Origin of the sequence: Silvibacterium acidisoli, from assembly GCA_022870745.1 — a bacterium.
Taxonomy (GTDB): Bacteria; Acidobacteriota; Terriglobia; order Terriglobales; family Acidobacteriaceae; genus Silvibacterium.
Map to the genome: position 1 here is coordinate 1,171,825 of CP085323.1, position 26,629 is coordinate 1,198,453.

The 26,629-nt window shown below is 59.0% G+C and carries 24 protein-coding genes, 1 tRNA gene and 1 pseudogene; 11 read left to right on the forward strand and 15 right to left on the reverse strand.

Going from position 1 to position 26,629, the window contains the following annotated elements; genetic code table 11:
- Positions 1-46 precede the first annotated feature (46 nt).
- The 4 genes from hemE to LJD29_RS04715 are packed head-to-tail and all read left to right on the forward strand — an operon-like array spanning position 47 to position 4,381.
- Complete coding sequence (gene hemE / locus LJD29_RS04700; RefSeq protein WP_446744600.1) at positions 47-1,135, forward strand: uroporphyrinogen decarboxylase; 1,089 nt, start codon at positions 47-49, stop codon at positions 1,133-1,135.
- Positions 1,128-2,057, forward strand: coding sequence for a ferrochelatase (hemH, locus tag LJD29_RS04705; protein ID WP_446744601.1), 930 nt, complete (start codon positions 1,128-1,130; stop codon positions 2,055-2,057). Before hemE ends, hemH begins: the two co-directional genes overlap by 8 nt.
- Positions 2,054-3,442 (forward strand): protoporphyrinogen oxidase, encoded by a 1,389-nt coding sequence (hemG, locus tag LJD29_RS04710; protein ID WP_446744602.1) that lies wholly within the window; start codon positions 2,054-2,056, stop codon positions 3,440-3,442. Before hemH ends, hemG begins: the two co-directional genes overlap by 4 nt.
- Before the next feature lie 60 nt (positions 3,443-3,502).
- Entirely contained in the window at positions 3,503-4,381 is an 879-nt protein-coding gene (locus LJD29_RS04715; protein WP_446744603.1) for an aldo/keto reductase, read from the forward strand.
- 52 nt (positions 4,382-4,433) lie between these two features.
- Here the strand turns inward: LJD29_RS04715 and LJD29_RS04720 are convergent.
- A tRNA-Ala gene (locus LJD29_RS04720) sits at positions 4,434-4,509 on the reverse strand.
- A gap of 63 nt (positions 4,510-4,572) precedes the next feature.
- Entirely contained in the window at positions 4,573-5,838 is a 1,266-nt protein-coding gene (locus LJD29_RS04725; RefSeq protein WP_446744604.1) for an alanyl-tRNA editing protein, read from the reverse strand.
- 156 nt (positions 5,839-5,994) lie between these two features.
- Between LJD29_RS04725 and LJD29_RS04730 the strand changes: the two genes are divergently transcribed.
- On the forward strand, positions 5,995-6,561 hold the full coding sequence (locus LJD29_RS04730) for a DUF4252 domain-containing protein (RefSeq protein WP_446744605.1): 567 nt from the start codon (positions 5,995-5,997) through the stop codon (positions 6,559-6,561).
- Positions 6,562-6,570: 9 nt separating this feature from the next.
- Here LJD29_RS04730 and LJD29_RS04735 read toward each other — a convergent pair whose 3' ends face one another.
- Together LJD29_RS04735 and LJD29_RS04740 are read right to left on the reverse strand one after the other, a co-directional pair.
- On the reverse strand, positions 6,571-7,098 hold the full coding sequence (locus LJD29_RS04735; protein WP_446744606.1) for a TlpA family protein disulfide reductase: 528 nt from the start codon (positions 7,096-7,098) through the stop codon (positions 6,571-6,573).
- 46 nt (positions 7,099-7,144) lie between these two features.
- The gene (locus LJD29_RS04740) at positions 7,145-7,822 is read right to left on the reverse strand and encodes a MarC family protein (protein WP_446744607.1); all 678 of its coding nucleotides are present in this window, start codon (positions 7,820-7,822) and stop codon (positions 7,145-7,147) included.
- Positions 7,823-7,885: 63 nt separating this feature from the next.
- On the opposite strand from LJD29_RS04740, the gene LJD29_RS04745 reads away from it, so the two are divergent.
- Entirely contained in the window at positions 7,886-8,236 is a 351-nt protein-coding gene (locus LJD29_RS04745; RefSeq protein ID WP_446744608.1) for a YciI family protein, read from the forward strand.
- Positions 8,237-8,286: 50 nt separating this feature from the next.
- Here the strand turns inward: LJD29_RS04745 and rho are convergent, their stop codons facing one another.
- From rho to LJD29_RS04765, 4 genes are all read right to left on the reverse strand, one after another.
- On the reverse strand, positions 8,287-9,537 hold the full coding sequence (gene rho / locus LJD29_RS04750) for a transcription termination factor Rho (protein ID WP_446744609.1): 1,251 nt from the start codon (positions 9,535-9,537) through the stop codon (positions 8,287-8,289).
- Between the two features lie 133 nt (positions 9,538-9,670).
- Complete coding sequence (locus LJD29_RS04755) at positions 9,671-9,883, reverse strand: DNA-directed RNA polymerase subunit omega (protein ID WP_446744610.1); 213 nt, start codon at positions 9,881-9,883, stop codon at positions 9,671-9,673.
- Between the two features lie 548 nt (positions 9,884-10,431).
- Positions 10,432-10,770 (reverse strand): hypothetical protein, encoded by a 339-nt coding sequence (locus tag LJD29_RS04760; RefSeq protein ID WP_446744611.1) that lies wholly within the window; start codon positions 10,768-10,770, stop codon positions 10,432-10,434.
- Positions 10,771-10,803: 33 nt separating this feature from the next.
- Entirely contained in the window at positions 10,804-12,363 is a 1,560-nt protein-coding gene (locus LJD29_RS04765) for a YifB family Mg chelatase-like AAA ATPase (protein WP_446744612.1), read from the reverse strand.
- A gap of 135 nt (positions 12,364-12,498) precedes the next feature.
- Here LJD29_RS04765 and LJD29_RS04770 point away from each other — a divergent pair, with 135 nt between their 5' ends.
- Entirely contained in the window at positions 12,499-13,455 is a 957-nt protein-coding gene (locus LJD29_RS04770) for a HEAT repeat domain-containing protein (protein WP_446744613.1), read from the forward strand.
- 11 nt (positions 13,456-13,466) lie between these two features.
- Positions 13,467-14,843, forward strand: coding sequence for an L-serine ammonia-lyase (locus LJD29_RS04775; RefSeq protein ID WP_446744614.1), 1,377 nt, complete (start codon positions 13,467-13,469; stop codon positions 14,841-14,843).
- 3 nt (positions 14,844-14,846) lie between these two features.
- Here the strand turns inward: LJD29_RS04775 and LJD29_RS04780 are convergent, their stop codons facing one another.
- Positions 14,847-15,611, reverse strand: a complete 765-nt coding sequence (locus tag LJD29_RS04780) for a class I SAM-dependent methyltransferase (RefSeq protein ID WP_446744615.1) — start codon at positions 15,609-15,611, stop codon at positions 14,847-14,849.
- A 617-nt stretch (positions 15,612-16,228) separates the two neighbouring features.
- Here LJD29_RS04780 and LJD29_RS04785 point away from each other — a divergent pair.
- Positions 16,229-16,969 carry a 16S rRNA (uracil(1498)-N(3))-methyltransferase gene (locus LJD29_RS04785; protein WP_446744616.1) on the forward strand — a complete coding sequence of 247 codons (741 nt, stop codon included), beginning with the start codon at positions 16,229-16,231 and terminating at the stop codon, positions 16,967-16,969.
- 74 nt (positions 16,970-17,043) lie between these two features.
- On the opposite strand, the gene dnaJ is transcribed toward LJD29_RS04785, so the two are convergent.
- The 4 genes from dnaJ to LJD29_RS04805 all read right to left on the reverse strand — a co-directional run bounded on the left by dnaJ (position 17,044) and on the right by LJD29_RS04805 (position 21,384).
- Entirely contained in the window at positions 17,044-18,177 is a 1,134-nt protein-coding gene (gene dnaJ, locus LJD29_RS04790) for a molecular chaperone DnaJ (protein WP_446744617.1), read from the reverse strand.
- A complete protein-coding gene (locus tag LJD29_RS04795; protein WP_446744618.1) occupies positions 18,174-18,758 on the reverse strand; it encodes a nucleotide exchange factor GrpE in 585 nt (194 codons plus the stop codon). Before LJD29_RS04795 ends, dnaJ begins: the two co-directional genes overlap by 4 nt.
- A gap of 75 nt (positions 18,759-18,833) precedes the next feature.
- Positions 18,834-19,898: a heat-inducible transcriptional repressor HrcA gene (hrcA, locus tag LJD29_RS04800; protein WP_446744619.1), complete on the reverse strand. Its 1,065-nt coding sequence runs from the start codon at positions 19,896-19,898 to the stop codon at positions 18,834-18,836.
- A 163-nt stretch (positions 19,899-20,061) separates the two neighbouring features.
- Positions 20,062-21,384 carry a hypothetical protein gene (locus LJD29_RS04805; protein WP_446744620.1) on the reverse strand — a complete coding sequence of 441 codons (1,323 nt, stop codon included), beginning with the start codon at positions 21,382-21,384 and terminating at the stop codon, positions 20,062-20,064.
- A 127-nt stretch (positions 21,385-21,511) separates the two neighbouring features.
- Between LJD29_RS04805 and LJD29_RS04810 the strand changes: the two genes are divergently transcribed.
- On the forward strand, positions 21,512-23,575 hold the full coding sequence (locus LJD29_RS04810) for a M13 family metallopeptidase (RefSeq protein WP_446744621.1): 2,064 nt from the start codon (positions 21,512-21,514) through the stop codon (positions 23,573-23,575).
- Positions 23,576-23,640: 65 nt separating this feature from the next.
- Positions 23,641-24,558: pseudogene (locus LJD29_RS21805) on the forward strand (DMT family transporter).
- 124 nt (positions 24,559-24,682) lie between these two features.
- On the opposite strand, the gene LJD29_RS04825 reads toward LJD29_RS21805, so the two are convergent.
- The gene (locus LJD29_RS04825) at positions 24,683-25,435 is read right to left on the reverse strand and encodes an ATP-binding protein (RefSeq protein ID WP_446744622.1); all 753 of its coding nucleotides are present in this window, start codon (positions 25,433-25,435) and stop codon (positions 24,683-24,685) included.
- Positions 25,436-25,490: 55 nt separating this feature from the next.
- The gene (locus LJD29_RS04830) at positions 25,491-26,558 is read right to left on the reverse strand and encodes an alpha/beta hydrolase (protein ID WP_446744623.1); all 1,068 of its coding nucleotides are present in this window, start codon (positions 26,556-26,558) and stop codon (positions 25,491-25,493) included.
- Positions 26,559-26,629: the final 71 nt, after the last annotated feature.

Here is a 26,629-nt window from a genome sequence, read left to right on the forward strand (position 1 = left end):
CATCCCGGTCATGCGGAGAGTGCTACCCTGTTATGTGACTTTCCGCATGAACGACTCACGCCAGCTTTCCCCAGAGCTTTCTCCTTCGGCCCTCACAGGCGGCAGCCGCTTCGTGCGGGCATGCCTGCGCCAGCCGGTCGATCGCACGCCCGTATGGTTTCTACGCCAGGCGGGACGTTACATGGCTGAATATCAGCAGGTGCGCCGTCACCATTCGCTGCTCGAAATCTGCAAGAAGCCCGAGCTCGCCGCCGAGGTCACCATCACCGCGGCTGAGAAGCTCGATGTCGATGCGGCCATCATCTTCGCCGACTTGCTTCTTCCCTTTGAGTGCATGGGACTCGACTTCGAATTCATGGCCGGCGAGGGGCCTGTCGTGCATCACCCTGTCCGCACTGCGGAAGATGTCGAGCGCCTGCACACGGATCGCGCCTCCGAGCTTGGCTATGTTGCAGAAGCTATCGGCCGCGTTGCGTCGCACTTCAGCGACCGCCTCGGCATCATCGGCTTCTGTGGAGCGCCTTTCACGCTCGCCAGCTACATGATCGAAGGCGGCAGCTCGCGCAATTACATTCACACCAAGAGCATCATGTATCGCGAGCCCGCAACCTGGCAGCGCCTCATGGACAAGCTCAATGCCGTGCTCCGCGTCTATGTGCAGCAGCAGGTCGACGCCGGAGCCGACGTCATCCAGATCTTCGACAGCTGGGCCGGCGCGCTCAGCCCGACCGATTATCGCGAGTTCGTCCTGCCAGCGTCGAAGCAGCTCGTTCGCGAGGTGCAGGCGATGGGTGTGCCTGTCATCTATTTCGGAGTCGACACCGCGACGCTGCTGCCTGCCATGCGCGAGACCGGCGCCGATGTGCTCGGCCTCGACTGGCGCACGCCACTCGGCGCAGCATGGCGCGATCTCGATTACTCCTGCGCTGTACAGGGTAATCTCGATCCCATCACGCTCTTCGCAGAGCCGGAGCTGATTCGCCGCCGCGTGCATGAGATTCTTCGCGAAGCCGCGGGACGCCCCGGCCACATCTTCAACCTCGGACACGGCATAGTTCCCAACACGCCGGTCGAGCATGTGCAACAGGTTGTGAACTTCGTCCGCGAATTCCAGACGGAGCAGCAACATGGCTGATCGCGCTGCCATTCTTCTGCTTGCTCACGGCACACCTGATGAACTCGACGAGATCCCGCAGTACCTGAGCAACATCACCGGCGGCCGCCCGATGCCGGAGAGCGTGATCGAAGAGATCCGCCATCGCTACTCGCTCATCGGCAAGAGCCCACTCACTTCTCTGACGCTCGAACAAGGCCGCCTGCTCGCCGAACGCATCAGCGCGCCAGTCTACGTCGGCATGCGCAACTGGAAACCTTACATCGCGGATGTGGTCGCCACCATGCGTGCCGACGGCATCGAGAAGATCGTCGCCATCTGCCTCGCACCACAGAATTCCCGCACCAGTGTTGGACTTTACCGCCGCGCTGTAGCATCCGCTGCCCAGGGCATGATCGTCGACTTCATCGAGGGCTGGGCCGATCATCCGCTGCTCGCCGATGCATTCGCAGAACGCCTGCGCGCCGTCTGGACGCCGTTCAGCACGGAGAGCGCCGCGCCAGTACCGGTGCTCTTTACCGCGCACAGTGTGCCTTGTCGCACCATCCAATCATCAGATGCAGACATCGCGCCCGACCCTTACGCGATTGAAGCCAAGCTCACCGCCGCGCTTGTCGCTGAGCGCATCGATGGACTGGCGCCAGGCAACTGGTTCTTCGCCTTTCAGAGCCAGGGCATGTCGGGAGGCCCATGGATCGGCCCGACCGTCGAAGACACACTCACTGCGCTGCATCAGCAGGGCGTCACAAAGCTGGTGCTCGATCCCATCGGCTTTCTCTGCGATCACGTGGAGATTCTTTATGACATCGACATCGCCTTCCGAGACTTTGCCGCAAACCTAGGCATGGAACTGCGCCGTCCGGAATCGCTTAACTCATCTTCCCTGCTGACTACTGCTCTCGCAGACCTTGCGCAGCGCGGCCTCGCACGGATCTCTGCATGAAGCGTACTGCGATCATCGGCGGCGGCATCGCCGGCGTCGCCGCAGCTTACGAGCTCGCCCGCCGCAATCAGCCCTTCGTGCTTTTTGAAGCTTCGCATCGCCTTGGCGGTATCGTTGAAACCCTCCGCCGTGACGGCTTCGTCGTCGAGTGCGGCCCCGACTCGTGGGTCAGCGAGAAGCCATGGGCACGCGAGCTTGCCGTAGGGCTGGGGCTCGAAGCAGAGATCATTCCGTCGAACGACAGCCTCCGTAAAACTTATCTCCTGCAGCAGTCGAAGCTCGTTCCCATGCCGGACGGCATGCGCATGATGGTGCCCACGAAATGGGAGCCCATTCTGCAATCGCCATTGTTCAGCGAAGAGGCGCGCCGCGCCTACCAGCTAGAGCCCGCCCGCGCCGAAGAGCTCAAAGCGAATGCACTCGCAGAAGAACAGGATGAATCGGTAGCATCATTCGTCTCGCGTCATTTCGGCGAAGAAGCCACCCGCACCATCGCTGGTCCGCTACTCTCCGGAGTCTTCGGCGGCAACATCGATACGCTCAGCGTTCGCGCCACCATGCCGGCCTTCGTCAAGATGGAGCGCGAACACGGCAGTCTGGTCATAGCCCTCCAGCAGAAACCCGCGCGCGAGTCACAGCCTCTCTTCACCACGCTCAAGTCTGGCCTTGAGACGCTCATTGAGCGCGTGGCCGCGACATTGCCTGCGGGTTCTGTGCGCTTGCAACATCCGGTCGAATCCATCAGCAGGAGCAGCGGACAGTGGCACGTCAACGGCGAATTATTCGATCACGTGATCCTCGCCACTCCCGCGCACATCACGCGCAAGCTGATCGAGCCGATCCAGCAGGAGTGCAGCCGGCTGCTCAAGATGGAAGCAACCTCGGCCATCGTGGTTGCGCTCGCTTTTGCGCCCGATCAGGCTAAAAATATCTCGGTCCCGGGCGGCTTCGGCTACCTTGTACCACCGGACGATGCGACCATATCCTTCAAAGACCCGCAACTGCTCGCCTGCACCTTCGTCGACCAGAAGTTCACGCATCGCGCGCCTGACGGCGCCGTCCTGCTGCGCGCTTTTTTCGGCGGCGAAACCGCCGCAGCGATCCTCGATAAACCCGACGGCTTTCTCATCGCTGCGGCGCATCGCCAGCTTTCGCGTTCGCTCGGATTGCTTCCGGAACCAACATTTACGGTGCTGCGCCGCTGGCCACTTTCCCTACCGCAATACGCTGTCGGGCATGTCGAGCGCATGGCGCACCTGAAGCAACTGGTTCAGACAGTCCCAGGCCTCCAGCTCATCGGCAACGCCTATCATGGCGTCGGCCTTCCCGACCTCGTTCGTCAGGGCCGTGAGGCAGCAGCGCGCATTGCGCAAGATCTTGCATAAATCTTCTTTGACCGCGATTTAAGCCTGCTCCCATTCGCAATGCTCCCGCATCCCATGAGCATGAGCACTCCAAATGCGTCCGCCAGCGGCACCTTCTCCCTCGGAGGCGACCTCAACATCAACCGGCTTGGCTTCGGAGCCATGCGCATCACCGGCGAAGGCGTCTGGGGCGAACCCAAAGATCCGGAGCAGGCAAAAAAAGTACTGCGTCGCGCGGTCGAACTCGGCGTCAACTTCATCGATACGGCCGATGCCTACGGTCCCGAAGTCAGCGAGCGCCTGATCGCCGAAGCGCTCCATCCATACCCAAAAGACCTGATCATCGCCACCAAGGGCGGATTCACCCGCTCCGGCCCCAATAAGTGGGCCGTCGTTGGACGCCCTGAATACCTGCGCCAGTGCGTAGAGATGAGCCTGCGCCGCCTCAAGGTCGAGCGTATCGACCTCTGGCAACTGCATCGCATCGACCCCAAGGTCCCCGTCGCCGAATCGCTCGGAGTCATCAAGGAGCTGCAGCAACAGGGCAAGATTCGTCACGTCGGCCTCTCCGAAGTAAAGCCCGACGAGATCGCCGAGGCATCGAAGACCGTCAAGATCGTGAGCGTGCAGAACGAGTACAACCTCACCACCCGCAAGTCAGAGGCTTCGCTACAGTATGCCCAGGAGCATAAACTGGGCTTCATTCCGTGGTTCCCTGTCGCAGCGGGCAAGCTCGCACGGCCGGGCGGCGTACTCGACGAGATCGCGAAAGCCCACAAGGCAACCGTCGCCCAGCTGTCGCTCGCCTGGCTGCTTCACCACTCGCCGGTCATGCTGCCGATCCCCGGCACCTCATCGGTCGATCACCTCGAAGAAAACGTGGCCTCAGGCAGCGTCCAGCTGAGCGCGGAAGAATGGAAGGCGATCGAGGATGCGGCTGCGAAAGAAGCGAAGAAATAGACCGCCGCAAAAACACGAAGGGCAGGCCAAAAGCCTGCCCTTCAATCTTTTTTGGTGGAGCTGATCGGGATCGAACCGATGGCCTCGTCGTTGCGAACGACGCGCTCTCCCAACTGAGCTACAGCCCCACAGGTGCCAGAGACACTTCTGCAAGTTTAACAGCCTCTGCCGCTTTCGCAAAGCATGAGCTTTTAGCGCGACAGCGAATTCCGCAGATCTTCTGCCATCTTCGCCATCACCAGCGGCAGGGCCAGCCGTGGAACATCTCCCTGCGCCATATCCGGCGATCCGCCGCCGCGAACACCATGCTGAGCCAGCGCTTCGCGTAGAAAATTCCCACAGTGGAAATCGACATCCTTGCTCCGGGCCAACACCAACCGGATCGCTTCTCCACCAGGATCGGAAGCCAGGACTGCCACCGTTCGCGGAACCGAGGCTGCGAGTTTCGATGCCAGCAGCCGCACGTAATCGGGATCGCGGTCGGTAAAAGTCCGCTGCACCAGTCGCAGATTCTTCTCGATCATCTCCTCTACCGCGAGTCGCGCCGCATGATAGCCTGCCAGTTCTTCCGTTACCCGCGTACGATCCTTCGCAACGGCCTTCGCATCCCGCTGTAACCGCGCAATGGCTTCCGGGACATCCGCGGAACCGACAGACAGCGACCCTGCAGTGCTGCCCAGCAACGTGAAGTCGCGCCGCGCTGCGGCAACCGCCCGCAAACCGCAGGCGAACTCCACTCGAAAGCCTCGGCTTACCTTTTCCACACCACGAATCAGCAGGCTGCCGATCTGTCCCAGCGAGCGCACATGTGTGCCGCCACAGGCATTCAGGTCGTAGTCCGCAATCTCGATCACCCGGATAGAGCCTTCACGAGGCGGCAGCTTCCTCAACCTTCCCGCTGCCAGCAGGCCTTCAGCCTCTTCGTGCGAAACCGTCATTACCGTCACGCTGCGGTCTTCGGCGATCAATTCGTTCGCCACCCGTTCCACGCGTTCGATGCTATGGATTGCGAGCGCGTCCACCGCAAGGTCAATCGTCGAAATGCTTTCGCCAAGATGAAACGAAACCGTCTCCGCTTGTAACTCACGATGAAAAACAGCCGACAGCAAATGCTGGCCCGAATGCTGCTGCATATGATCGAGGCGGCGCGACCACTCGATCGCTCCCTCAACCTTTGTGCCCGACGTTAAAGGCTTGCGTGTCAGGTGCCAGACTTCCCCATCCTCACCCTCTTCGACCTCTTCGATCGGCACTTCGAGCACTGCACCGTTACGCGATACCGCCTTCAGCACTCCACGGTCAAAGGGCTGGCCGCCACTGGTGGGATAAAACGCGCTGCGATCGAGCGCAAGCTGCCAGATGGACACACCGTCCGTCCGGGAAACTTCTCGAATATCGGTAACTTGTGCAGGAAAAATCTGCAAAAACGAGTCAGTGTAGTACAGCCGTTCAGCCATAGGGTCCCGTCCAGTCCTGTTGATATCCCCATGATACTGAAGCAGCATCCGGGAACGGCCAGCCTCCCGAAAGCGGCGCATTGATCCAACGCAACAAAAATCGGCTCTTACACCAACTTTTTCCGTAAAATCGCGTTCAGTTCAAGAGGGAGAGTTATGCCAAAACTCCGCGCCAAAATTGCCCTCTTAACCCTGCTTGTTGCCGCGCCCATCTTTGCCCAGAACAGCGCGAATTATCCCGACGACAGCTGGATCCCACAAGGGATGGAGGTGCTCGCGCACCACGCCACCTTCCACACCGACTTCACCTTCGACAAATCCATGCTCGACATGGCCAATGGCTTCGTCGGAGACGACGACACGCGCCGCATCGTAGCCAAGCTGCGCGGCATCTCCGTGCACAGTTATCGCTTCTCCGAGCCAGGACTCTACGACCCGCGCGCGCTCGAAGCGGTCCGCCAGCAGTACCGCGATCGCGGCTGGCAGCACATGGTCGCCAACCAGTCGCACCCCGGCGCTGAAAATCCTAACCACACAGATATCTGGGTACGCTTCGAGCACGCCAACATCGAGGGCTTCGTCATCCTCATCGCCAACCAGACCAATCTCAACCTGGTTGCGGTCAACGGAACGATCAGTCCGCTCGACCTGCTTCACCTGCGCGGGCACTTCGGCATTCCCCGCTTCTCAGGCGACCAGTTGCAGAACAACAACGACTACTAGAAACGTTGGCTAATTCTTCGCTGCCAGGGCCTTGTCGACGGCTCCTGTAATCTTGCGAATGCCATCCGTCTCGACGCCGAAGGACTCGTAAACGACGCGCCCCTTGCGGTCCACCACGTAGGTGCGAGGAATGCCTGCATCGGCGAAAACCTTATAGGTAGAGCGGTCAGGATCGACGGCCAGCGGGAAGGTGTACTCCGGATGCTGCTTCTGGAAGGCGCCAACCGTGTCGATGGTCTGCTCGCGGGCAATGGCGATCATGGCAAAGTCTTTGGACTGGTATTTCTGCCAGACGTTCTTCTGAAGCTCCGGCATCTCGATTTTGCATGGACCGCACCAGGTCGCCCAGAAATTGACCACAACGACTTTGCCACGCTCCTCGGCCAGCGAAAAGTCACCGCCCTGAAGTTTATGCACCTTGATCGCAGGCATAGCCTGACCGACGGCGATCTTCGATTTGAAATCCGGATCTTCCGCACGGGAGATTGGAGCAGCAACGCAAAGCAGAAGGACGGCAGTAAGAGCAGATCGAAGCATTCGTTGACCTCACGAAAATTTAGATAAAAGACACCGCTGCCCTCACTCAGTGCCCCCGCAAGAGTTCGAGATAGGTGCGCACGCCCGTCGACACAATCTGGATACCGATACAGAGCAGGATGAAGGACGAGAGCCGCATCACAACCGTGGTGCCGGTCTTTCCCAGCAGCCTTTCTGCCGAGCGCCCATACCGGTAGCAGGTGTAAATAATCACGCAGATGGAAACCACGCCTATAAGTGCTGGGATCAGCACCTCAGGCGCCAGGAATGTACCGTGTCCAAGGCTCTCGGTCAGGTGCGCACCCAGGGTAATCGCCACGGAGATGGAGCCAGGGCCGACGGTGAGAGGCAGAGTGTACGGATAGAACGCCTTGTCCAGAGCGCCTTCAGGATCGGTCGCCGTCGAGGCCTGCGTATCGTTCGCCTGATTCAGCAGCGACCAGCCTGCAATCGTAACGACCAGTCCACCGCCAATCTGTACGGCGTAAATCGAGATGCCGAAAAACGAGAGCACCTCCGCTCCCCAGATCATCGAAACCATCAGCAGGAAGAAGCTGTAGATCGCAATCTTGCGCGAAACCAGTTCATGGAGCTTCGGGTCCAGTGGCCCCGCCATGTTGATGAAAATGGCGGCGCTGCCCAGCGGATTGACAATGGGAAAAAGCGCGGCCAGAACGAGAATCGTCTCGCGCGCGATGCCGGCGATATCCTGTTGTAAGTTCATACTTGCTGCCAACCTCTTAACGCTTACAAAAATATAGCCGGTATCTACCAGGCCAGGAATCCCATGTCGAATGAATCCCGCCGTACGCCCAATGTTCCCCGCAACCTCAAAGGCTATTTCCTCTGCCTGCTGAAAAAAGGGCCCAGGTGGAACGAAGCCGAAGGCTCCGAAGAGCTGATGCCACAGCACCTCGCCTTCTTACGCGAGCAGACCGAAGCCCGGAAGTTCCTCATCACCGGACCGGTGACCGATGACGCAGACGACCTCGTCGGCATCACCATTCTCGAAGCCGCCAACCGGACCGACGCCATCATCCTCGCAAGCCTCGACCCGGCAGTGCAGGCTGGCCGCCTCAAGGCGGAAATCCGCTCGGTCTATCTACCCGCACTCAGCGACATCAAAGTCGAGTACTGACAACAAAAGGCGCCCGTGTTGCGGGCGCCTTCTATCGAGCATGATCGCGATTAGATCGAGCTCATGTTCAGCAGGAACTCCGCGTTGTTGCGCGTCTTTCCAAGCTTGTCCACAAGCAACTCCATCGCTTCGACCGGCGATAGCGGATGCAGAACCTTGCGGAGCACCCAAACACGGCTGAGATCTTCCTTGGGGATGAGCAACTCTTCCTTACGAGTACCGGAGCGCTGAATATCGATCGCCGGGAAGACACGCTTGTCGATCAGCTTGCGATCGAGAATGACTTCCATGTTGCCGGTGCCCTTGAACTCTTCGAAGATCACTTCGTCCATGCGCGAGCCGGTATCGACCAGCGCCGTGGCGATGATGGTGAGCGAACCACCCTCTTCAATGTTGCGGGCTGCGCCGAAGAAACGCTTGGGGCGCTGCAGAGCGTTCGAATCCACACCGCCTGAGAGCACCTTGCCCGACGGCGGAACGATGGTGTTGTAGGCGCGAGCAAGACGGGTAATCGAGTCGAGCAGGATCACGACGTCGCGCTTGTGTTCGACCAGGCGCTTGGCCTTTTCGATCACCATTTCCGCAACCTGCACGTGGCGGGCTGCGGGTTCGTCAAAGGTCGAGCTGATCACTTCGCCCTTCACCGAACGCTGCATATCCGTCACTTCTTCCGGACGCTCGTCGATCAGCAGAACGATCAGGACGACTTCCGGATGGTTGGAAGTGATCGAGTTCGCAATCGACTGCAGCAGCATGGTCTTACCGGTACGCGGAGGAGCGACGATCAGGCCGCGCTGGCCCTTGCCGATCGGCGTGAGAATATCCATCACGCGGCCGCTGATGTTTTCGCGCACCGTCTCCATCTTGATCCGCTCCTGCGGATACAGCGGAGTCAGGTTGTCGAAAAGAATCTTGTTGCGGGTCTCTTCCGGAGACTCGAAGTTGATCGCCTCGATCTTTACCAGCGCGAAGTACTTCTCCCCCTCATGCGGTGGGCGAACGTTGCCGCTGATCGTGTCGCCGGTCTTGAGGTCGAATTTGCGGATCTGTGAGGGGGATACATAGATGTCGTCGGGACCGGGCAGATAGTTGTAGTCGGGCGAGCGGAGGAATCCGTAGCCGTCGGGCAGAATTTCAAGTACGCCCTCGGCGAAGATGTGGCCTTCTTTTTCGCTCTGCGCCTGCAGAATCTTGAAGATAAGGTCCTGTTTGCGGAGGCCGCTCGCGCCCGGGATTTCAAGGGTGCGGGCAATACGGCTGAGCTCCGTAATATTTTTCTCTTTTAGTTCGGAGATGGTCATTGTCACCTGCGGTAGGCTTTTTTGGGAGTGAGGGGTGGTGCCAGGAAGGAAGTTACGAGTGGAGAAAACTGCTAAGTGGTTCTCTATTTAGAACTTATTCTCTGGTAAGGATTATGCGGCAAGGCCGCGCAGCTTACGCTGCGCGGCGCTCCTGCGCGGAAGACCCAGGGGCAACAACTTTGCCCACGGGGCTGGTTTCATGAAAACGTACGAGCACGTCGTTTGTCGTATCCTGCAGCCGGGTGTTCGGCTTATGCAACTTGCGAGTAGCTTTCGAAGCAAGCTGGCAAAGTTGATACCGATTCTTCACATGGGCAAGTGCCCCAAAAATCAAATCAGAACGCATGTTCTCTCCTTATCGTACGGCCGTATCTTCTTATGTGCACGAGAGTAACGGGCACCCTGCCGGGCGATTCGCCCGCTTGTTAGAAGTCAGCCTGTATGCTTTCCGTCTATTAGACGCAAAAGACTTTGTTATGGGTCAACTTTTTTTGTAATCGCCCATTCACCGTATTGACCCATACGGAGAAGAGCAAAACACTGATTGCCTTCGTGAATTTAATCCGGACTACACAACGAATAGCCACCTGAGCAAGCAAGGCGGAATACTTCTCGCAGGTTGAGTGGGTCGGCGCAGATGACCTGAAAGAGATGGCCCAAGGTTGCAAATGCACAGCGGACGTCACGTGTAAATCAGTCGTACTGTTGCAAGGTAAACCCGGCGCAATCTCTCGGTCAACTATTTTTTTATAGAATTAGCGATTTTTGATTCCAAGAATGGGAAATCTTAAATTGGTCTAAATTACTCATTCTCAAGCGTTGACCACTGACATTTCGCAACGTTTCTACATTTTTTTGTATTTTCCTGGAACCGTTCCCATCCAATCAGCTTCGTCACTGCTTCGGTACCGTTTGTCCCAGAACCCGTTCGATAGACCGTATTCTGATGGTGTCGTCCACCATTTCCCCGGTCACCCTGACATTCTCGGCCGCGAATTTTCCGGCCTTCACCTGGGGGTCAAGCTCATAGACATGGTTTCCGTACCAGAGACCGTATTTTGACCCTCGGCGGACGCACCGGCGTACACACGCCTTATCCGGTGTCATCGAGGAGGTGCGTTGGCAGTTGGTTCCACAATGGGTATCGGTGACGAAGCCCTCCCAGGTCTTCACCTCGGCGTTCATCGAACTCCCGTATGCGATCAACATGGCCGCCACCATTAGACGCTTCATTTGGACGCCTCCCCAGCAGAGGCAGCGATTATGTCAGCTCCAGTAACTGCGATCAAGCGTCCTGTACTGGATCGCTTCCGCGATATGGGCAACCGTGACCCGCTCCTCTCCCGCGAGGTCCGCGATGGTTCGAGCCACCTTCAGGATGCGGTCATGCGCGCGTGCGGTCAGGCCCTGTTGTTGCATGGCCCTCTCCAGCAGCTTCTCAGCCTCCGGGCCAAGTTCGCAGAAGGCGCGAATCTGCCGGGTGCCCATCTGTGCGTTGGAGTAAATTTTCTCCTTTGCCGACAGGAATCTCTGCCGCTGCATCTCTCTCGCCCGCAGCACCCGTTCGCGGATCACAGCCGAGCTTTCGCTGGCCGCTCCACCGCGCAGCTCGCGATACTGCACCGCGGGAACCTCTATATGGATATCGATCCGGTCAAGCAACGGCCCGGACACCTTGGACACATAGCGCTGGATCAGCGGCGGCGTACAGTGGCACTCGCGTGACCGGTCGTTGAAGTATCCGCACGGGCAGGGATTCATCGCCGCAGCCAGCATGAAAGCCGAAGGGAAGCTGAGCGACATCGAGGCGCGTGCGATGGTGACATTGCGGTCCTCAAGCGGCTGCCTCATCACCTCGAGCACATTGCGCGGGAACTCGGGCAGCTCGTCGAGAAAGAGCACGCCATTGTGCGCCAGCGATACCTCGCCCGGACGCGGTACTGCACCGCCTCCGATCAACCCTGCGTCTGAAATCGTGTGGTGAGGCGAGCGGAAGGGCCGCTGCGTCACCAGTCCCGTATCGGCGTCGAGTACCCCGGCAACCGAATGGATCTTGGTCGTTTCGAGTGCCTCTTCAAAACTCAGAGGCGTCAGAATCGACGGCAGCCGCTTGGCCAGCATGGTCTTACCAGAACCGGGCGGCCCGATCATCAGGATATTGTGGCCGCCGGCTGCGGCTACCTCGAGAGCGCGCTTCGCAGTCTGCTGGCCGCGCACATCCGCAAAATCGAGAGCATGGTGGTGCGTCTCGCCGAGCATCTGTGCGGTCGCGATACGAAACGGCTGAGTATGTATGCCGCCGTTCGCTGCTGCGTTGAGCAGGTCGCGCACTTCGATGAGATTCTCAACCGGGAAAACATTGACGCCTTCGACGACCGCCGCTTCACGCGCGTTTGCCTTCGGAATCACAAGGTTCTTAATGCCCCGCGCCCTGGCCGCTACAGCAACGGGAAGCATTCCCGATACAGCTCTCAAACCGCCATCGAGCCCCAGTTCGCCCACCAGCAGAAACTGGCTCAGGTCCCGGAGATTGAGTGCGCCATAAGCTCCGAGGATGCCGATAGCCATGGGCAGATCGAAGCCCGATCCTTCTTTCTTGATATCAGCCGGCGCAAGATTGATGGTGATATGAGTCGGCGGCACCTCGAAGCCGGAGTTCTTGATTGCCGCCCGCACGCGGTCGCGGCTTTCGCGTACTGCGGCGTCGGGAAGGCCAACCGTATGGAAGTGATCTTCCGTCGTCTTCACGCCGGAAAAGTCGACCTCGACATCGATGATATTTGCGTCTATACCGTACACAGCAGCACTGAGAGCTTTGAAAAGCATAGGTTTAATGGATGAAGTGGCTGCAGTATATCCGTTGGACAGCCCCGGCGAGATCGGAAAACTGTCTTTACAACGCTTCACAAGGTAGCGTTGGTAACCACCACCATCAAACCGCGATGCGGAGACCAGAACCAAATGAGAACGACCGGCAGTAAGCTTCTTCTTCTCCTGTGCCTTTCCCTGCTTTCCACTTCAACCGTAATGCGAGCCCAGTCCGCCGATCGCGACGACTCGAAGGCCGCCGCCCGCGACGAAGAGCCCGACGCACCGGTTGCTCCTACCTCCGACAAGCTGAAGACCGATCCGGTTGCTGCGCATGCCGCCGCAATCTCCATCCTGCAGGTATCGGCGGCGTCCACGCGGCCTGAGATCCGCATCGCAGCCGTCGGCGCGCTCGGTACGCTGGGCCGCTCTCCGGAAGCGAAGAAGCTGATCGAAAAAGCTTACGCCGACAAAGACCAGGATGTGCGCGTGGCGGCACTCACGGCCTCAGCAGCAACCAAAGACCCCACGCTGATTCCCGAGATGAAGAAGCTGCTCGATGACCCGGTGCCTGAAGTCGCCTTCGCTGCGGCCGTTGCACTCTGGAGAATGAAAGACCATAGCGGCATCGGAATCCTTTACGGAGTGCTGGGCGGCGATCGCAAATCCGGCTCGAGCTTCATCAAGAGCGGCATGCATCAAGCGGACAAAGACATGCACAGCCCTTCAACGCTTGCGAAGATCGGCGCCGAGCAGGGAGCGTATGCGTTGCTCGGACCCTTCGGCATCGGACTTGACGCCATGCGCATGGCGCACAAGAATGGCAGCGGCAACTCGGCGCGTATTCTCACCGTGAACCTGCTCACCGAGGATCGCAGCGAGGTCACCATGCGGCAACTCGTCGATGCGCTGCAGGATAACGATGCGTTCGTGCGCAGCGCTGCAGCCAAAGGACTTGCCGAATATCATGGAGCCACTGTGACCGATGGCCTGATCGATGTCTTCGACGACAAGAAGCCCTCGGTTCGCTGCGCCGCCGCTGCTTCTTATCTCAAGATAACTTCGGCTGCGCGAACTCGTGCCACGAAACCAACAGCAGCGGGGATGTAGACTAATCCCTTGTGAAGACCAGTCTCTTCGACCTGTATAAGATCGGCATCGGACCTTCAAGCTCTCACACCGTCGGTCCGATGCGTGCCGCACGACGCTTCTCTCTCTCGCTCCCGGAAGAAACCCAGCGTGTGCATGCAGAGCTTTACGGCTCGCTGGCCCTTACCGGTCACGGACACGGCACAGATCGCGCCATCCTCCTGGGATTGAGCGGTGAAGAACCGGCGACCGTCGACCCGAATGCCGTAGAAGAAAAGCTACTGGCAATTCGCACAACACATCGAATCCATCTTGCCTCCCACGAGATCGAATTCAGCGAAGGACGCGACCTTCTCTTCCATCGCGACCAGATGAACCCGCCGGGCGCGCACATGCAGCATCCGAACGGGATGCGCTTCACGGCTCTCGACGCAGGAGACAACGTTCTCTGCACGCAGATCTTCTTCTCGATCGGCGGCGGCTTTATCGTCGAGGACAATGAGCAGGCGTCCGCCGAACAGCCGGCGATAGCAACACCGTTCCCCTTCGGCAGCGCCACCGAGCTGCTCTCGCTTGCCGCGGCAAATGGACTCGCCATCTGGCAGCTGATGCTGGCCAATGAAAGCACCTTGCGCCCCGAGCAAGAGGTACGCAAGGGCATCCTGTACATCTGGCAGGTGATGCAGGGCTGCCTCGATCGCGGCATGTCTACAGAAGGCATTCTTCCCGGAGGGCTCTCTGTTCGCCGTCGTGCCGCGAGACTCGCCCAACGCCTGCGCAGTAAAGAACTGGCAGGCGGAGGCACAGGCGATCCACTCGCTCCGCTCGACTGGGTCACAGTCTTCGCCATGGCAGTGAATGAAGAGAACGCCGCAGGCGGCCGTGTCGTCACTGCGCCGACCAATGGAGCCGCAGGCGTTATCCCTGCCGTCGCACGCTACTACATCACATTCGTTCCAGGTGCGAACGAGGATGGCCTGCTGCGTTACTTCCTGACTTCGGCGGCCATCGGAGCGCTCTACAAGGAGAATGCTTCGATCAGCGGAGCCGAGGTTGGATGCCAGGGAGAAGTCGGCGTAGCCTGCTCCATGGCTGCGGGAGGTCTCGTCGCGGCACTGGGCGGAACCAACGGTGAAGTCGAACACGCAGCTGAAATTGCAATGGAGCACAACCTCGGTATGACCTGCGACCCCATCGGCGGGCTGGTGCAGATTCCCTGCATCGAGCGCAACGCCATGGGTGCGGTGAAAGCCGTGCACGCCTGCCGTATCGCGATGAACGAGCAGGAAGAACATAAGGTGTCTCTCGACCAGGTCATCCGCACCATGTATCTCACCGGTCTCGACATGCAGTCGCGTTACAAGGAGACGTCGCTTGCCGGCCTTGCGCTCAACATCATCGAGTGCTGAACTTTACCTGAGCCTGCCATAAGTCACAGCGCAGTCATACTCAAGGCGCACCGTGCCATCGTGTTTGTTCTGAGCGAAAAGCTTCTCAATCGCCTGGCGCATCGAGGCGTACTTCTCACTCCCCGGCTGCGGCATGTAAGACGAAGAGAGGATACGACCCTCAAGCGCTTCCAGATCGAGTCGCTGTTCATTGCCGAAGTGCGCCGTCTCTGCTGACTGCGGAGAAAAGAACGATACGATCTGCTCTGGAGAGAGATGCCTCTCTTGCACCTGGTAATAATCCGAGCCAAAGCCTGCCAGGATTGCCTCGTAGCCATCGTGAAATGCATCGCCGCCACGCCGCCGATGGTTGTAGACGATCGCGCACCATCCCTGCGGCTTCAGCACACGCACAAACTCGGCGCGAGCCTTCGGTTGATCGAACCAATGCATCGCCTGCGCCACCGTAACCAGGTCCGCTGACTCTGCCTGTAAGCCGGTCGCCTCCGCTGTTCCACTCGCGCAGCTCAATCGAGGAAAGCCTGGCATGAGGTCAGCGCAGGCCTGCCGCATCTTCGCGTTCGGCTCAACTGCCGTCACCTGAAAGCCCTGCTTGAGAAAAACTTCACTCAGCAATCCCGTGCCCGCAGCTACGTCTGCGATGACAGAAATTTCAGAAAGAGAACACTCTTTCGCAAGCAGCGTCACAACTCCTTGCGGGTATGCCGGACGATGATGACGATAACTTTCAACACGATCTGAAAAACGCTCGGTGACAGGAATGGACATTCTCTACCTCAAAGAAAAATCAGAAAGCAACATCAGTGAATGAGATGCGACTCGCTATGTCTCTCCATAACGCGGCACGAAGAATCGCCAGTATTCATGCGGTCTTCAAAGCTTCTCGCTCCGCATCTTCACGATGTTCTGCCTCATGATCTGGATTAAGTGTACGACCGCTCTCCGGATGACACTCGTGCCTTCTCCGTTCAGACAACGCACTGACAAAGAGGTGAGCATGGCTCGCTGCATGACGCTGCGGCCAGAGAGAAGTTTTGAAGACAAAAGCGGTGAAAGACGTCATGCTTCGAGGCGCACATCGAAGCATTCGAGTAACGGTTGCGATGCATAAAGAAAATCTCAAGGTGAAAAATACCATTTTTTTCTTGACACTCTTTTTTCAGCCTTCTATACATTCGGTAACTGCAGCGTGTGTGCTGCAGGTTCGATGTCACATCGAAAAGGGAGAATAGTAACCATGGCAACCAAGAAAGCAGCAAAGAAGCCGGCGGCTAAGAAGGCTGTGAAGAAGGCGGCCAAGAAGTAGCAAGGCAACTGCAACAAGGCAACACAGAAGGGGAACGCATTCAGCGTTCCCCTTCGTGTTTCTGCGCGACAATATCTACATGACACGTAGACGCTGGATCGCTGACAGCTGGGACGAAGCTACCGCATCACTTACCGGCGAACAGGCAACTCACCTCATCCGCGTCCTGCGCGCCGAGGCAGGCATGGAGTTCGACGTGGTCGCCGGCTCGCGCGTGTGGCATGCAGTCATCGCCGGCATCACCGGCGACGCGGTTCGCTTCAACCTGGTTGCGGAAGTGAAGTCCGACCCTGCCCTTCCCATTACGCTGCTGCTTTCCGTCTTCAAGTTCGATCGCATGGAGTGGGCTATCGAAAAAGTGACAGAGATCGGCGTCGAGCGCATCGTTCCCGCAATTGCACGCCGTACTGAGAAACACCTCGCGCAGGCGGCGGCAAATCGGGTCGAACGCTGGCGGCGCATCGCTCGTGAGGCCGCGCAACAATCTCGCCGCTCTGATGTACCGCTCATCGATGACCCTGTGCCTATGAAGGCGGCGGCTCGAACCGGCGCTTCCGACGCGACTCGCCTGCTTCTGGCCGAACAGGAGAGAACTACGACATTGCGTCATGCAGTGGAGGAATCCCTCGCTCAGCCAGATCTCACTGCAGAACTGCCATCGCTCTGGCTGGCGGTTGGACCGGAAGGCGGATGGACCGCGGAAGAAGAAGCACTCTTCGACAGTGAAGGCTGGAAAGCAGTGAGCCTGGGGCCGAGAATTCTGCGAGCCGAGACGGCAGCGATCACGGCGTCATCGGTTGTCGCATCACTGCTTGAATAAGTCAGACAAAAGATCAGGGCGACGCCGCTGGCATCGCCCTGATCTTCATTGCCATCTCTTGAATCAATCCAAGTCTAGGTGAACATCTCTTTCACTTTTTCAAAGAGACTGCGCGAGGTGGGAGTGTTCTCCGTTACCAGCGTCTCATCCAGCTGACGCAAAAGCTCTTTCTGCACCTTCGAGAGCTTCTTCGGTGTCTGGATGGCAACCTGAACCACCAGGTCGCCGCGTCCGCGCTCATTGAGATACGGAACACCTTTGCCGCGCAGGCGGAACTCCTTGCCGCTCGGCGTGCCTTCCGCAATCTTGAGCATCGTCTGCCCTTCGAGTGTTGGAATCTCGATCTCGGCGCCAAGCGCCGCCTGTGGGAATGAGATCGGCATCACGCAATGCAGATCGTTACCGTCGCGCTCGAAGAACTGGTGCGCCTTTACCGACAGCACAATGTACAGATCGCCCGAGGGTCCGCCGAAGCGTCCGGCATCACCCTCACCCTGGTAACGGATGCGCGTGCCTTCCTCGACACCCGCCGGTATCTGCACATGGATCGAGTGCTCACGTTCCGTGCGGCCATCGCCGCGACAGGTCGTGCATGGGTCGGAGATGACGGTGCCTGTTCCACCGCAGGTTCCGCAGGTGCGAGCCACGGAGAAGAACCCCTGCTGGTAGCGAACCTGTCCATGCCCCTGGCACTGCGGGCAGGTCGACGGTCCGCGTCCATTCGAGGAGCCCGAGCCACGGCAATCCAGGCAGGCTTCCATGCGGCGAATCCTGACATCGATCTCCTTACCGAAGACCGCATCTTCAAAACCGATCGTCTGGTCGAAGCGGATGTCGCGTCCCTTCTGCACACGCGATGCCTTGCGGCCGCCACCACCAACATTGAAGCCGAAGAGATCGCCGAAGATGTCGCCGAGATCCTGGAAGTCGACGAACGGATTGCCACCGCCTGCCGAACCAGCGCCGGCAACTCCCGCATGACCATAGCGGTCGTAGGCAGCACGCTTATCCGGGTCGGTGAGAACCTGGTACGCCTCGCTGCACTGCTTGAACTTATCCTCGGCCTCGGCATTGCCCGGATTGCGATCGGGATGGTACTGCATCGCCAGCCTGCGATAGGCAGTCTTCAGCTCCTGGTCAGAAGCAGTGCGGGTTACGCCAAGTACTTCGTAGTAGTCAACTTTAGTCACGTTAGAGGTTCGACTCATGCTTCCTTCTGTTGCGGATTGCTGGCTACGCGAACCAACGCAGGACGAAGCAGACGCTCCTTGATGCGGTAGCCGCGACGAATCTCGTCAAATACCTGGTTATCCGGCATGTCCGGCTTCTCGACCATCTCGAGCGCCTCATGCACGCGCGGATCGAATTCTGCGCCGACCGTTTCAACCGTCTGGACGTTCAACGACTTCAGCGCTTCTTCCATCTGCTTCACGATCAACTCAACGCCGGTACGCAGTTGTTCGATCGAACCGGTAGACTTCAGAGCCAGCTGGAAGTTATCGAGCACCGGCAGAAACTGCTCCACGGCTCCCGAAACTGCGTAGTCGCGGAACTCGGCACGTTCCCGGGCCTCGCGCTTGCGGGCGTTCTCGAACTCCGCCTGCAAGCGTGCCAGCCGGTCGAGCAATGTATCGCGCTCGGCCTTCAGGCGGTCAAACTCTTCGAACGAAACGCCTGGCGTCTCCGGCACGGTTCCGGTCTCCGAAACTGTTGCATCGTCTTCAGCGATCACTTCCGCTGCCACCTGCTCTTCGTTCTTCTTTTCGTCGACAAAAATCTTTCTGCTCATGGGGTACCTCGTTGCTTCCCCAGTCTAGCGCGTAACCGGCAGTATGCTTTCGATGCACCGGCCGGCAAAAAGACGCTATTGAGGAAGCTGGAATATCTTTTCGGAAAGCTTGGAAATATAGGAGACTGCGTTCATCGTCTCCTGGTATTGCATGCGGGTTGAGCCGATTACGGCAACTGTGCCATGGTTTTCCGAGCCGAGCCGCGCCGGAGCGCCGATCAGCACCAGGTTCTCCATGCCGGGTATCGCCTCTTCCAACCCAACCACTACCCGTACATTCTGCTGGCGGGCATCGACATACGCGACCAGCAGGTCCATCAGCCGCTGCTTGGCTTCGAGAGCCGCCAGCATGACCAGCAGGCGCTCGCGGTCGATCTCGGATGCCAGCAGGTTGGCCACACCCTCGACGTAAATCGTTGGGCCCTGAACCGCAGGGCCGGCCAGCGCGCCCTTACGATATAACTCTTCGACAGAGTGCATCAGGCGATCGTACTCGCTGCGTTCGGCTTCAAGCCGCCGCCCCAGTTCCGTGCGAATGCGGTCGATGGACCAGCCGCGAAAATTCTCGTTCAGAAACCGCGCCGCTGCCTCGAGCTCACCCGGCGAAAGCGGTTTATCGATCACCAGCACGCGATCCTGTACAACGCCGGAGGTCGTGACCACCACGGCAAGTACTCGATTTGGCGTGAGCCGTGAGAAATGAATATGTTCCAGAGCCTGCGTTTCGCGGATGTGCGCCAGCGCCACACCGACGCCGCTCGATATCAGCGCCAGGACATGCGATGTTCGCTCAAGAAATTGCTGATTCGAACCGATACCGGCAAAGATCTCGTCGATCTGCTCACGCCGTTCCGGCGCCAGCAAGGCTCCGCGGGTATTGCCGGAAAGCTGGCCGACATAAAGCCGAAAGGCCTGGGCCGTGGGAACTCTACCCGACGAAGAATGCGGTTGATCGAGCAGGCCAGCCTCACCCAGGGCGGCCATGATGTTGCGGATGGTCGCCGCGCTCATGCCATTCTTGTTGCCGAACTGGCGTGCGAGCGCCTGCGAAGCCACCGGCTCGCCGGTCGAGATGTAATTCTCGATAATGCTCGTCAATACCAGCCGCTCACGTGGGCTGATTCGCAGATCGGTTTCCATGGACCCCGCAAAGACAGTCCCGCCAAACTCTGCCCAGCTTGCACAGAGCTCCGCATCGCTGGATGGGTAAATTGCTCCTTATTCATTGTAGGAGGGCGATTTCACAGGGTCAACCAGAACGGAAGCGGCACTATTCTGTCATGAAGCCTGCCGCCAGGCAGATTCACTTGCGGGAAATCGGCACAGATGGAGGCAGGCTGGCTCCAGGCAGGTCGTAGATTTCAATCGTGCCCTCGCGCAGAATCGCGAAGCGGCGGCCATCGGCCGATATCGCATAGTTCTGTCCGGCGCTCATCACCGGCGAGGCGTCCCGAACCATTTCGAGCTTACCGGTCCCGGTATTGAACACTCCGACGACCTGGGCGGCAACATCCTCCTGCCCGAAACTATCCATGGAGCCGACCTTGCGATTCATCTCAAGCGAGCTGTAGACGAAACGCGTTCCATTCTCTGCATAGTCGAAGGTCGGCCAGATGTAACGCTCGAGCCAGCGATCCTGCCAGAGCTGCGTTCCACTCGTGGTGTACGCCGTCACGGCATGATCGTCGCCGAAACCCGGCGCACACCCCACGGTCATCACCACCTCGCCACTGAGACTGTTCACATCCGGCTGGCAGGTCGAGCGAAACTCAACCATCGTTTGCGGATTGCCAGCATCGCCCTCGAGCGGCTTGTCCACCGACTCGGGCAGCGGAAACCTGCGTATCATCCACCGGTCCGGCCCATTTCCGGAGATCAGGCTGAGAATGCCGTTATCAACCATCGGCAACTCGAGCACCTGCCGGGATTCCGAGCCGCCAATGGCTCGATTCTCGCCCGGGTGGAGCAGCATCACCTGTATGCGCTTCACCTCCGGCGGAGACGCGCTTCCATCGTCGCTCAAAAGGCTCGGAGCTTTATGCGTAGCTCCGTCGCCGCTCTGCTGCGCAGCAGGAACGCGCTTCTCTGTCTCGATCACCATCAGCATGCGATTCGGAGAGACCTCCACCGCGCGCAAGGGAGACTGGAAATCCAGGTATGGCCGCAGCTCCAGCTTTTCATCGGTCAGGTAAAGCGAGTTGCGCTGCCGAACCATGAACTTGCCGCCGCGCAGGGACCACAGATAGTGCTGCCGGTCGTGCATGCGCCACTGTGTTTCGTTGAGCACCTTTCCCGTCGCGATGTCGAGGACAACGGCCTTGATCGACTGGTCGGGATCGTCATCGTTGTCTCCTGGAATGCGCTTCAGAAGCGCATGCTCGCGGAAGGTAAAGAGCAGCTTGTCTTCGTCGATAAAGTTGAGTGTCGCCATCGACAACCGGTAGCTCAGCAGCGCGCGGCTCGGCGGGAAAAACCCGAGCGGCTCGACGGCGATCCTGGCCACGGGCGGCTTTTCGGGCTCAGCCTTTTCTGTTTTGTGCTTCGAATCAGCGTGCAGCGGCAACGAGGCCACCACCAGACCCAACACAACGCAGCCGCGCCCGCACCTTGCCAGCAGATTCATCACGAACATTGTCCTCGGGAAGCGCTCCCAGCGCAAACGCGCCGGATCCGCAGAAGGTTAGACGCAGCTCCAGCCGCCGATTCCACTTATGATTGAGAAACTCAGTTTCTGCCGCTTCAAGAGGCTCAATATGGATCTTCTGAAAACAACACTACGGGCCGCCTGCGCTGCTATCTTTCTCGCCGCCGCATGCCACGCGCAAAGCACAGCCGCTCCCAGGCCGATGAAAGCATTCGACCCCACGCTGATGGATACCGCGACGAATCCCTGCGACAACTTCTACCAGTACGCCTGCGGGGGCTGGGCAAAGCAGGATCCGATTCCGAATGACGAATCCTCCTATGGACGCGGCACTCAGCTAAGCGACCAGAACGAACTAATCCTCAAGTCCATTCTCGAAAAAGCCGCGGTCGAGAGCCCCAACCGCACACCGAACCAGCAGAAGACGGGCGATTACTACGCCACCTGCATGGACTCCGCCGCGATCGACAAGGCCGGACTCGCGCCGCTGCTGAAAACGCTGAGCATCGTCTCAACGATCCACGAAAAGTCGGAGCTGCCCCAGGTCGCGGCACGTCTCGATCGCCTCGGCGTAAACAGCTTCTTCAGCTTCAGCTCCGATCAGGATGCGAAAGACGCTACACAGGAGATCGGAGAGTTCGACCAGCTCGACCTTGGCTTACCTGAAAAGGGCTACTACTCGCGTACCGATGAAAAATCGGTCAAGCTGCGCCAGCAATACCAGGATCACATCGAAAAGATGTTTACGCTGGTCGGCGAACCTGCAGATCAGGCTGCCAAAGATGCGGCGACCGTTCTGCGCATAGAAACCGCTCTGGCCGCGATCTCACTCAGCAATGAAGAACGCCGCGATCCCTCCGCCGTATATCACAAGACTCCTTTGCAGGACTTCACCCGGGCAAACTCCACCTTTGCATACGCTGAGTTTCTGAAAGGTGTCGACACGCCCCCTGTCACTTATCTCAATGTCACCGTGCCCGCCTACTTCACCGGCCTGGACAAGCTGCTGAATACCGCCAGCCTTGCCGACCTCCAGACGCTGCTGCGCTGGAATATCATCCGCAAGACTTCCTCCACCTCGTTGCCGCACCAGCTCGACCAGGAAAACTTCGCTTTCTACGGCACCATCTTCTACGGCCAGCCGGAACAGCAGCCGCGCTGGAAGCGCTGCACCGAAGCGGTCGATTCCGTTCTGGGCGAAGCGCTTGGAGAGGTCTACGTAAGCGAACGCTTCAGCCCACAGGACAAGGCGCGCACCCTCGCCCTGACCCACGACATCGAAGCGGCGATGGATCGCAATATCGACGCGCTGACGTGGATGAGTCCGGCAACCAAGGTGAAAGCAAAGGAGAAGCTGCACGGAGTCGCCAACAAGATCGGCTATCCCGACCACTGGCGCGACTACTCTTCACTTGAGATCGTCCGCGGCGATGCCCTCGGCAACTCGCATCGCGCGGTTGCCTTTGAAGAAAAGCGCCAGATCGCAAAGATCGGCAAGCCGGTCGATCGCGGCGAGTGGCTGATGAGCCCGCCCACCGTCAACGCCTATTACAACCCGCAGATGAACGACATCAACTTCCCTGCCGGAATCCTGCAACCGCCCTACTTCGACGCCACGCAGGATGATGCCGTCAACTACGGCGATGCAGGCGGTGTCATCGGTCACGAGCTGACGCACGGCTTCGATGATGAAGGGCGACAGTTCGACGCCAGGGGCAACCTCGTCTCATGGTGGACCGATGAAGATGCGAAGCAGTTCACTGAGCGCAGCAGCTGCGTAGTGAAGGAGTTCGATCACTTCGTTGCCGTCGACAACCTGCACGTTAACGGAAAGCTGACGCTCGGCGAAAACATCGCCGATCTTGGCGGCCTCAAGCTCGCCTTCCTCGCCTACCTTGATCGCGCACGGCAGGCAGGCGTCGACCTGAGCAAGCCCGGCTCAGCCGAGTACGGCCATCTCACACCCGAGCAGCAGTTCTTCGTCGCCTACGGACAGGGATGGTGCCAGAACAACCGGCCCGAGAACCTTCGCGCCCGCGTTGAGACCGATCCGCACTCGCCGGAAGAGTTCCGCGTGAACGGAGTTATCGTCAACCTGCCTGAATTCCAGAAGGCATTTGCCTGCAAGACCGGCCAGCCGATGGCTCCGGCGCAGCGCTGCACCGTCTGGTAGAACGACAAAGCCACCCATGACCGTAAAACGTCATGGGTGGGCACCCTGGTTTCCTGAAGATCAAGATGACTGCAAATCGCACCCGCTCCTCCACCGTGCTCGGATACGGCGCCTGCGCGCTCGCCGGAACGCTTTGGGGAACAGGCTTTTATTTTGCGAAGATCGCACTCACCGCCATGGGCGTGGGACACATGGTCTTCTATCGCTTCGTCTTCGCGTCCATCGGGATGCTGCCCATGTTGCGCTTTGCAAAACTCACGTGACGCGAATGGGCGATGCTGCTGACCGCTTCGCTGCTCGGCATTCCCCTTCAGTTTCTGCTTCAGTTCTATGGACTTTCGCTTACCACGGTGAGCCACGCCGCACTGATGGTTGGCACGATGCCAGTGATCCTCGCCATCGGCGCAACCCTCTTCACGCATGAGCGCCTCGATTGGAAAGGCTGGCTCGCGCTCTCCGGATCGACCACCGGCGTAGTCCTCATTACCCTAAGCGGCCGCACGCATAGCGGCACAACTTCCGGCCCAACGCTCGCGGGCGATCTCTTCGTGGTTCTGTCGCTGGTGATCGCGCTCGGGTGGATACTGCTGAACCAGCGGCTCATGCGGTCGCATCCGCCTATTGTGATCACCGCATACGGAGTGCTCAGCGGTTCCCTCATGCTGATGCTCTGGGTCTGGATCGCGGACGGTCCGCCGCCCGTACATGCGATCCCCCCACGAGTGTGGATGGCACTCATCGCCAGCGGCCTGCTCTGCACAACCGCTGCGACATTCCTCTGGAACTGGGGCATCCATCACGTGCCCGCATCGCGCGCTGGCGTCTTCCTGAACATCGAACCGGCACTCGGGTCGATCCTCGGAGTCACACTGCTCGGCGACCGCCTCGGGACGAGCGCTTGGATCGGCGGCGCGCTGATCATTGCAGCAGCAATCGTGCTGACAACGACAGGCAAGGCCGAGGCTGAAGTGATTTTGGAGTAGACCGCGTCTGCCTCTGTTTCATTCGTGCCCTATGCGTTGTCATACCGAAGGCCGCAAATGAAAGCAGACCCGCCCAAAGTGGGTCTGCTTAAGTGCGCTCTAAGCTCTGAGCGCCTGCCTCTGTTCATCCGAAGCGCGCACGCTTCACCGTCTGCCGCCAGTCGGTTCCACGCATCTCGATCGACACGCACATCTCCGCCAGGCGCGAGCGCATGCGTTCACCAATGCGGTCACCAAGACTCTCTTCACGCATGGCGCGCGAAGGATTGCCGTCTCCCCCCGGAGGCAGATCGGCATAGTTCGTCGTGATGATGGTCGTGCGCCGGTCGTTGTAGCGGGTATTGAGAATATGCGCGACCGTATCCCACACCCACTCGGTCGGCTTCGATGCACCGAGTTCGTCGAGCACCAGCACCTCGGCATCAAAGACAGGGCGCAGGATCTCCAGTTCCGTCGTCGCGACCTGCGGATTGTAGGAGTGCTGAATTTCCTTAAGCAGCTCGCGGTAGTCGCAGAAGAGTCCGCGAACACCCTTCTCCATAATCAGCGATCGAAGAATGCCAACAGCGAGATGCGTTTTGCCTACGCCGATCGAGCCGGTTAGAAGCAACCCTTTACCTTCGGTCGTGACCGGATAACCGTCCACAAATTGCTGGGCCATCAATCGCGCCGCGACCAGGGAACGGTCCGAGCGCGAATCCGTCGAATATGTCTCAAAAAAACAATGTTCGTAGCGGTCAGGAATCCGTGCCCTCTTAAGCTTTGAGCTCACGCGAACTTCATGACGGCACTCGCAGGGCTCAGCCGCGGAACGCCCGTCCGGTTTGCGGACGACGAGCATCCCCATTCCATCGCATTTCGGGCACGGCTGTGTCATGTATCAAGAATATTGCAGGCAAGAGCCTGTGTATATTCCGACCGCCTGAGCAAAACTATTTCCCTAAATGTTCCACGAAAAAACGTGCCGAGATCTCGTGCATTTCCCGCGATTCCGGCAGGCTCATGTCATTCCAGAAGGCATGCGGCAGAGCCTCGAAAACAACCTGCTGGGTCGGCACCCCCGCCGCCATGAATTTTCGCTGCAGAATGCTCGTGCCACTGAGCAGAATGTCCCGCCCGCTGGTAACGAATAGCGTAGGAGGCAACCCCGAGAGATCGGAAAAGACCGGCGACAGCGCTGGATCCTTCACGTCGGTCGTGCCGACGTAATCGCTATTGTGGACCTTCGCATTCGGCGGATCGAGGTGCCCGGAAAGCCCATTCAACGCATACATCGCCTGCGAGTCTCCGCCACGGCTGAAATCGCCCATGCCGGAGAAGATGCCCAGAGCCGAGGGCTGAGGCATGCCCAGCTGCTTGAGACGAACCGCAACTTCGCCGGTGAGGATCGCCCCGGCAGAGGTTCCGAAAATGCCGATATTCTTCGGGCGATAGGTCTTAAGCAGCTCTTTGTAAACGGCAATCACATCATCGCGACCTGCAGGGTAAGGGTGCTCGGGAGCCAATCGATAGAGGACAGCCACGACTTTCACCTGGGCGAGATGCGCCACCGGGATACTCTCGGTCAGCGACCCCGAATCGGAGTTGAAGCCGCCACCATGGATATTGATCAGCACCATCTGCTGCTTCTCCGCAGGAACGGAGAGCGGCGTGATGACACGCACCGGCACCCCGGCCATCGTGCTCTCCGTAACATCGACCGGATACAACGCTTTCGCCTCCGCGCCCGCCCGCGCCTGCCAGGTATCAGTAGTAGACCGGCGTACCTCAAGTGTCTGCGGACGCGCCGCGTCCGACATCGGCTTTGCCAGCATCTTCTGCGCTTCAGGACTGACAGTCGCTGGAACAGGAATCACACGGGTGATATGAGCCGTGCCTTCCGCGTCGATAAAGCTGGTGTCGGTCTGCGGACCGGACTGCCTAACGGCCTGATCGGCGGTCTGAGCCATCGCCAGGCCGCACAGGAGCAGCATTACGAACAAAGAGCAATTGCGGAGCATCTCTATTTCTCCCAGCAGCTTACGACAGCCTGAAATGTTTGTGCCTGCCACTTAAACACAGTGAAAACCAG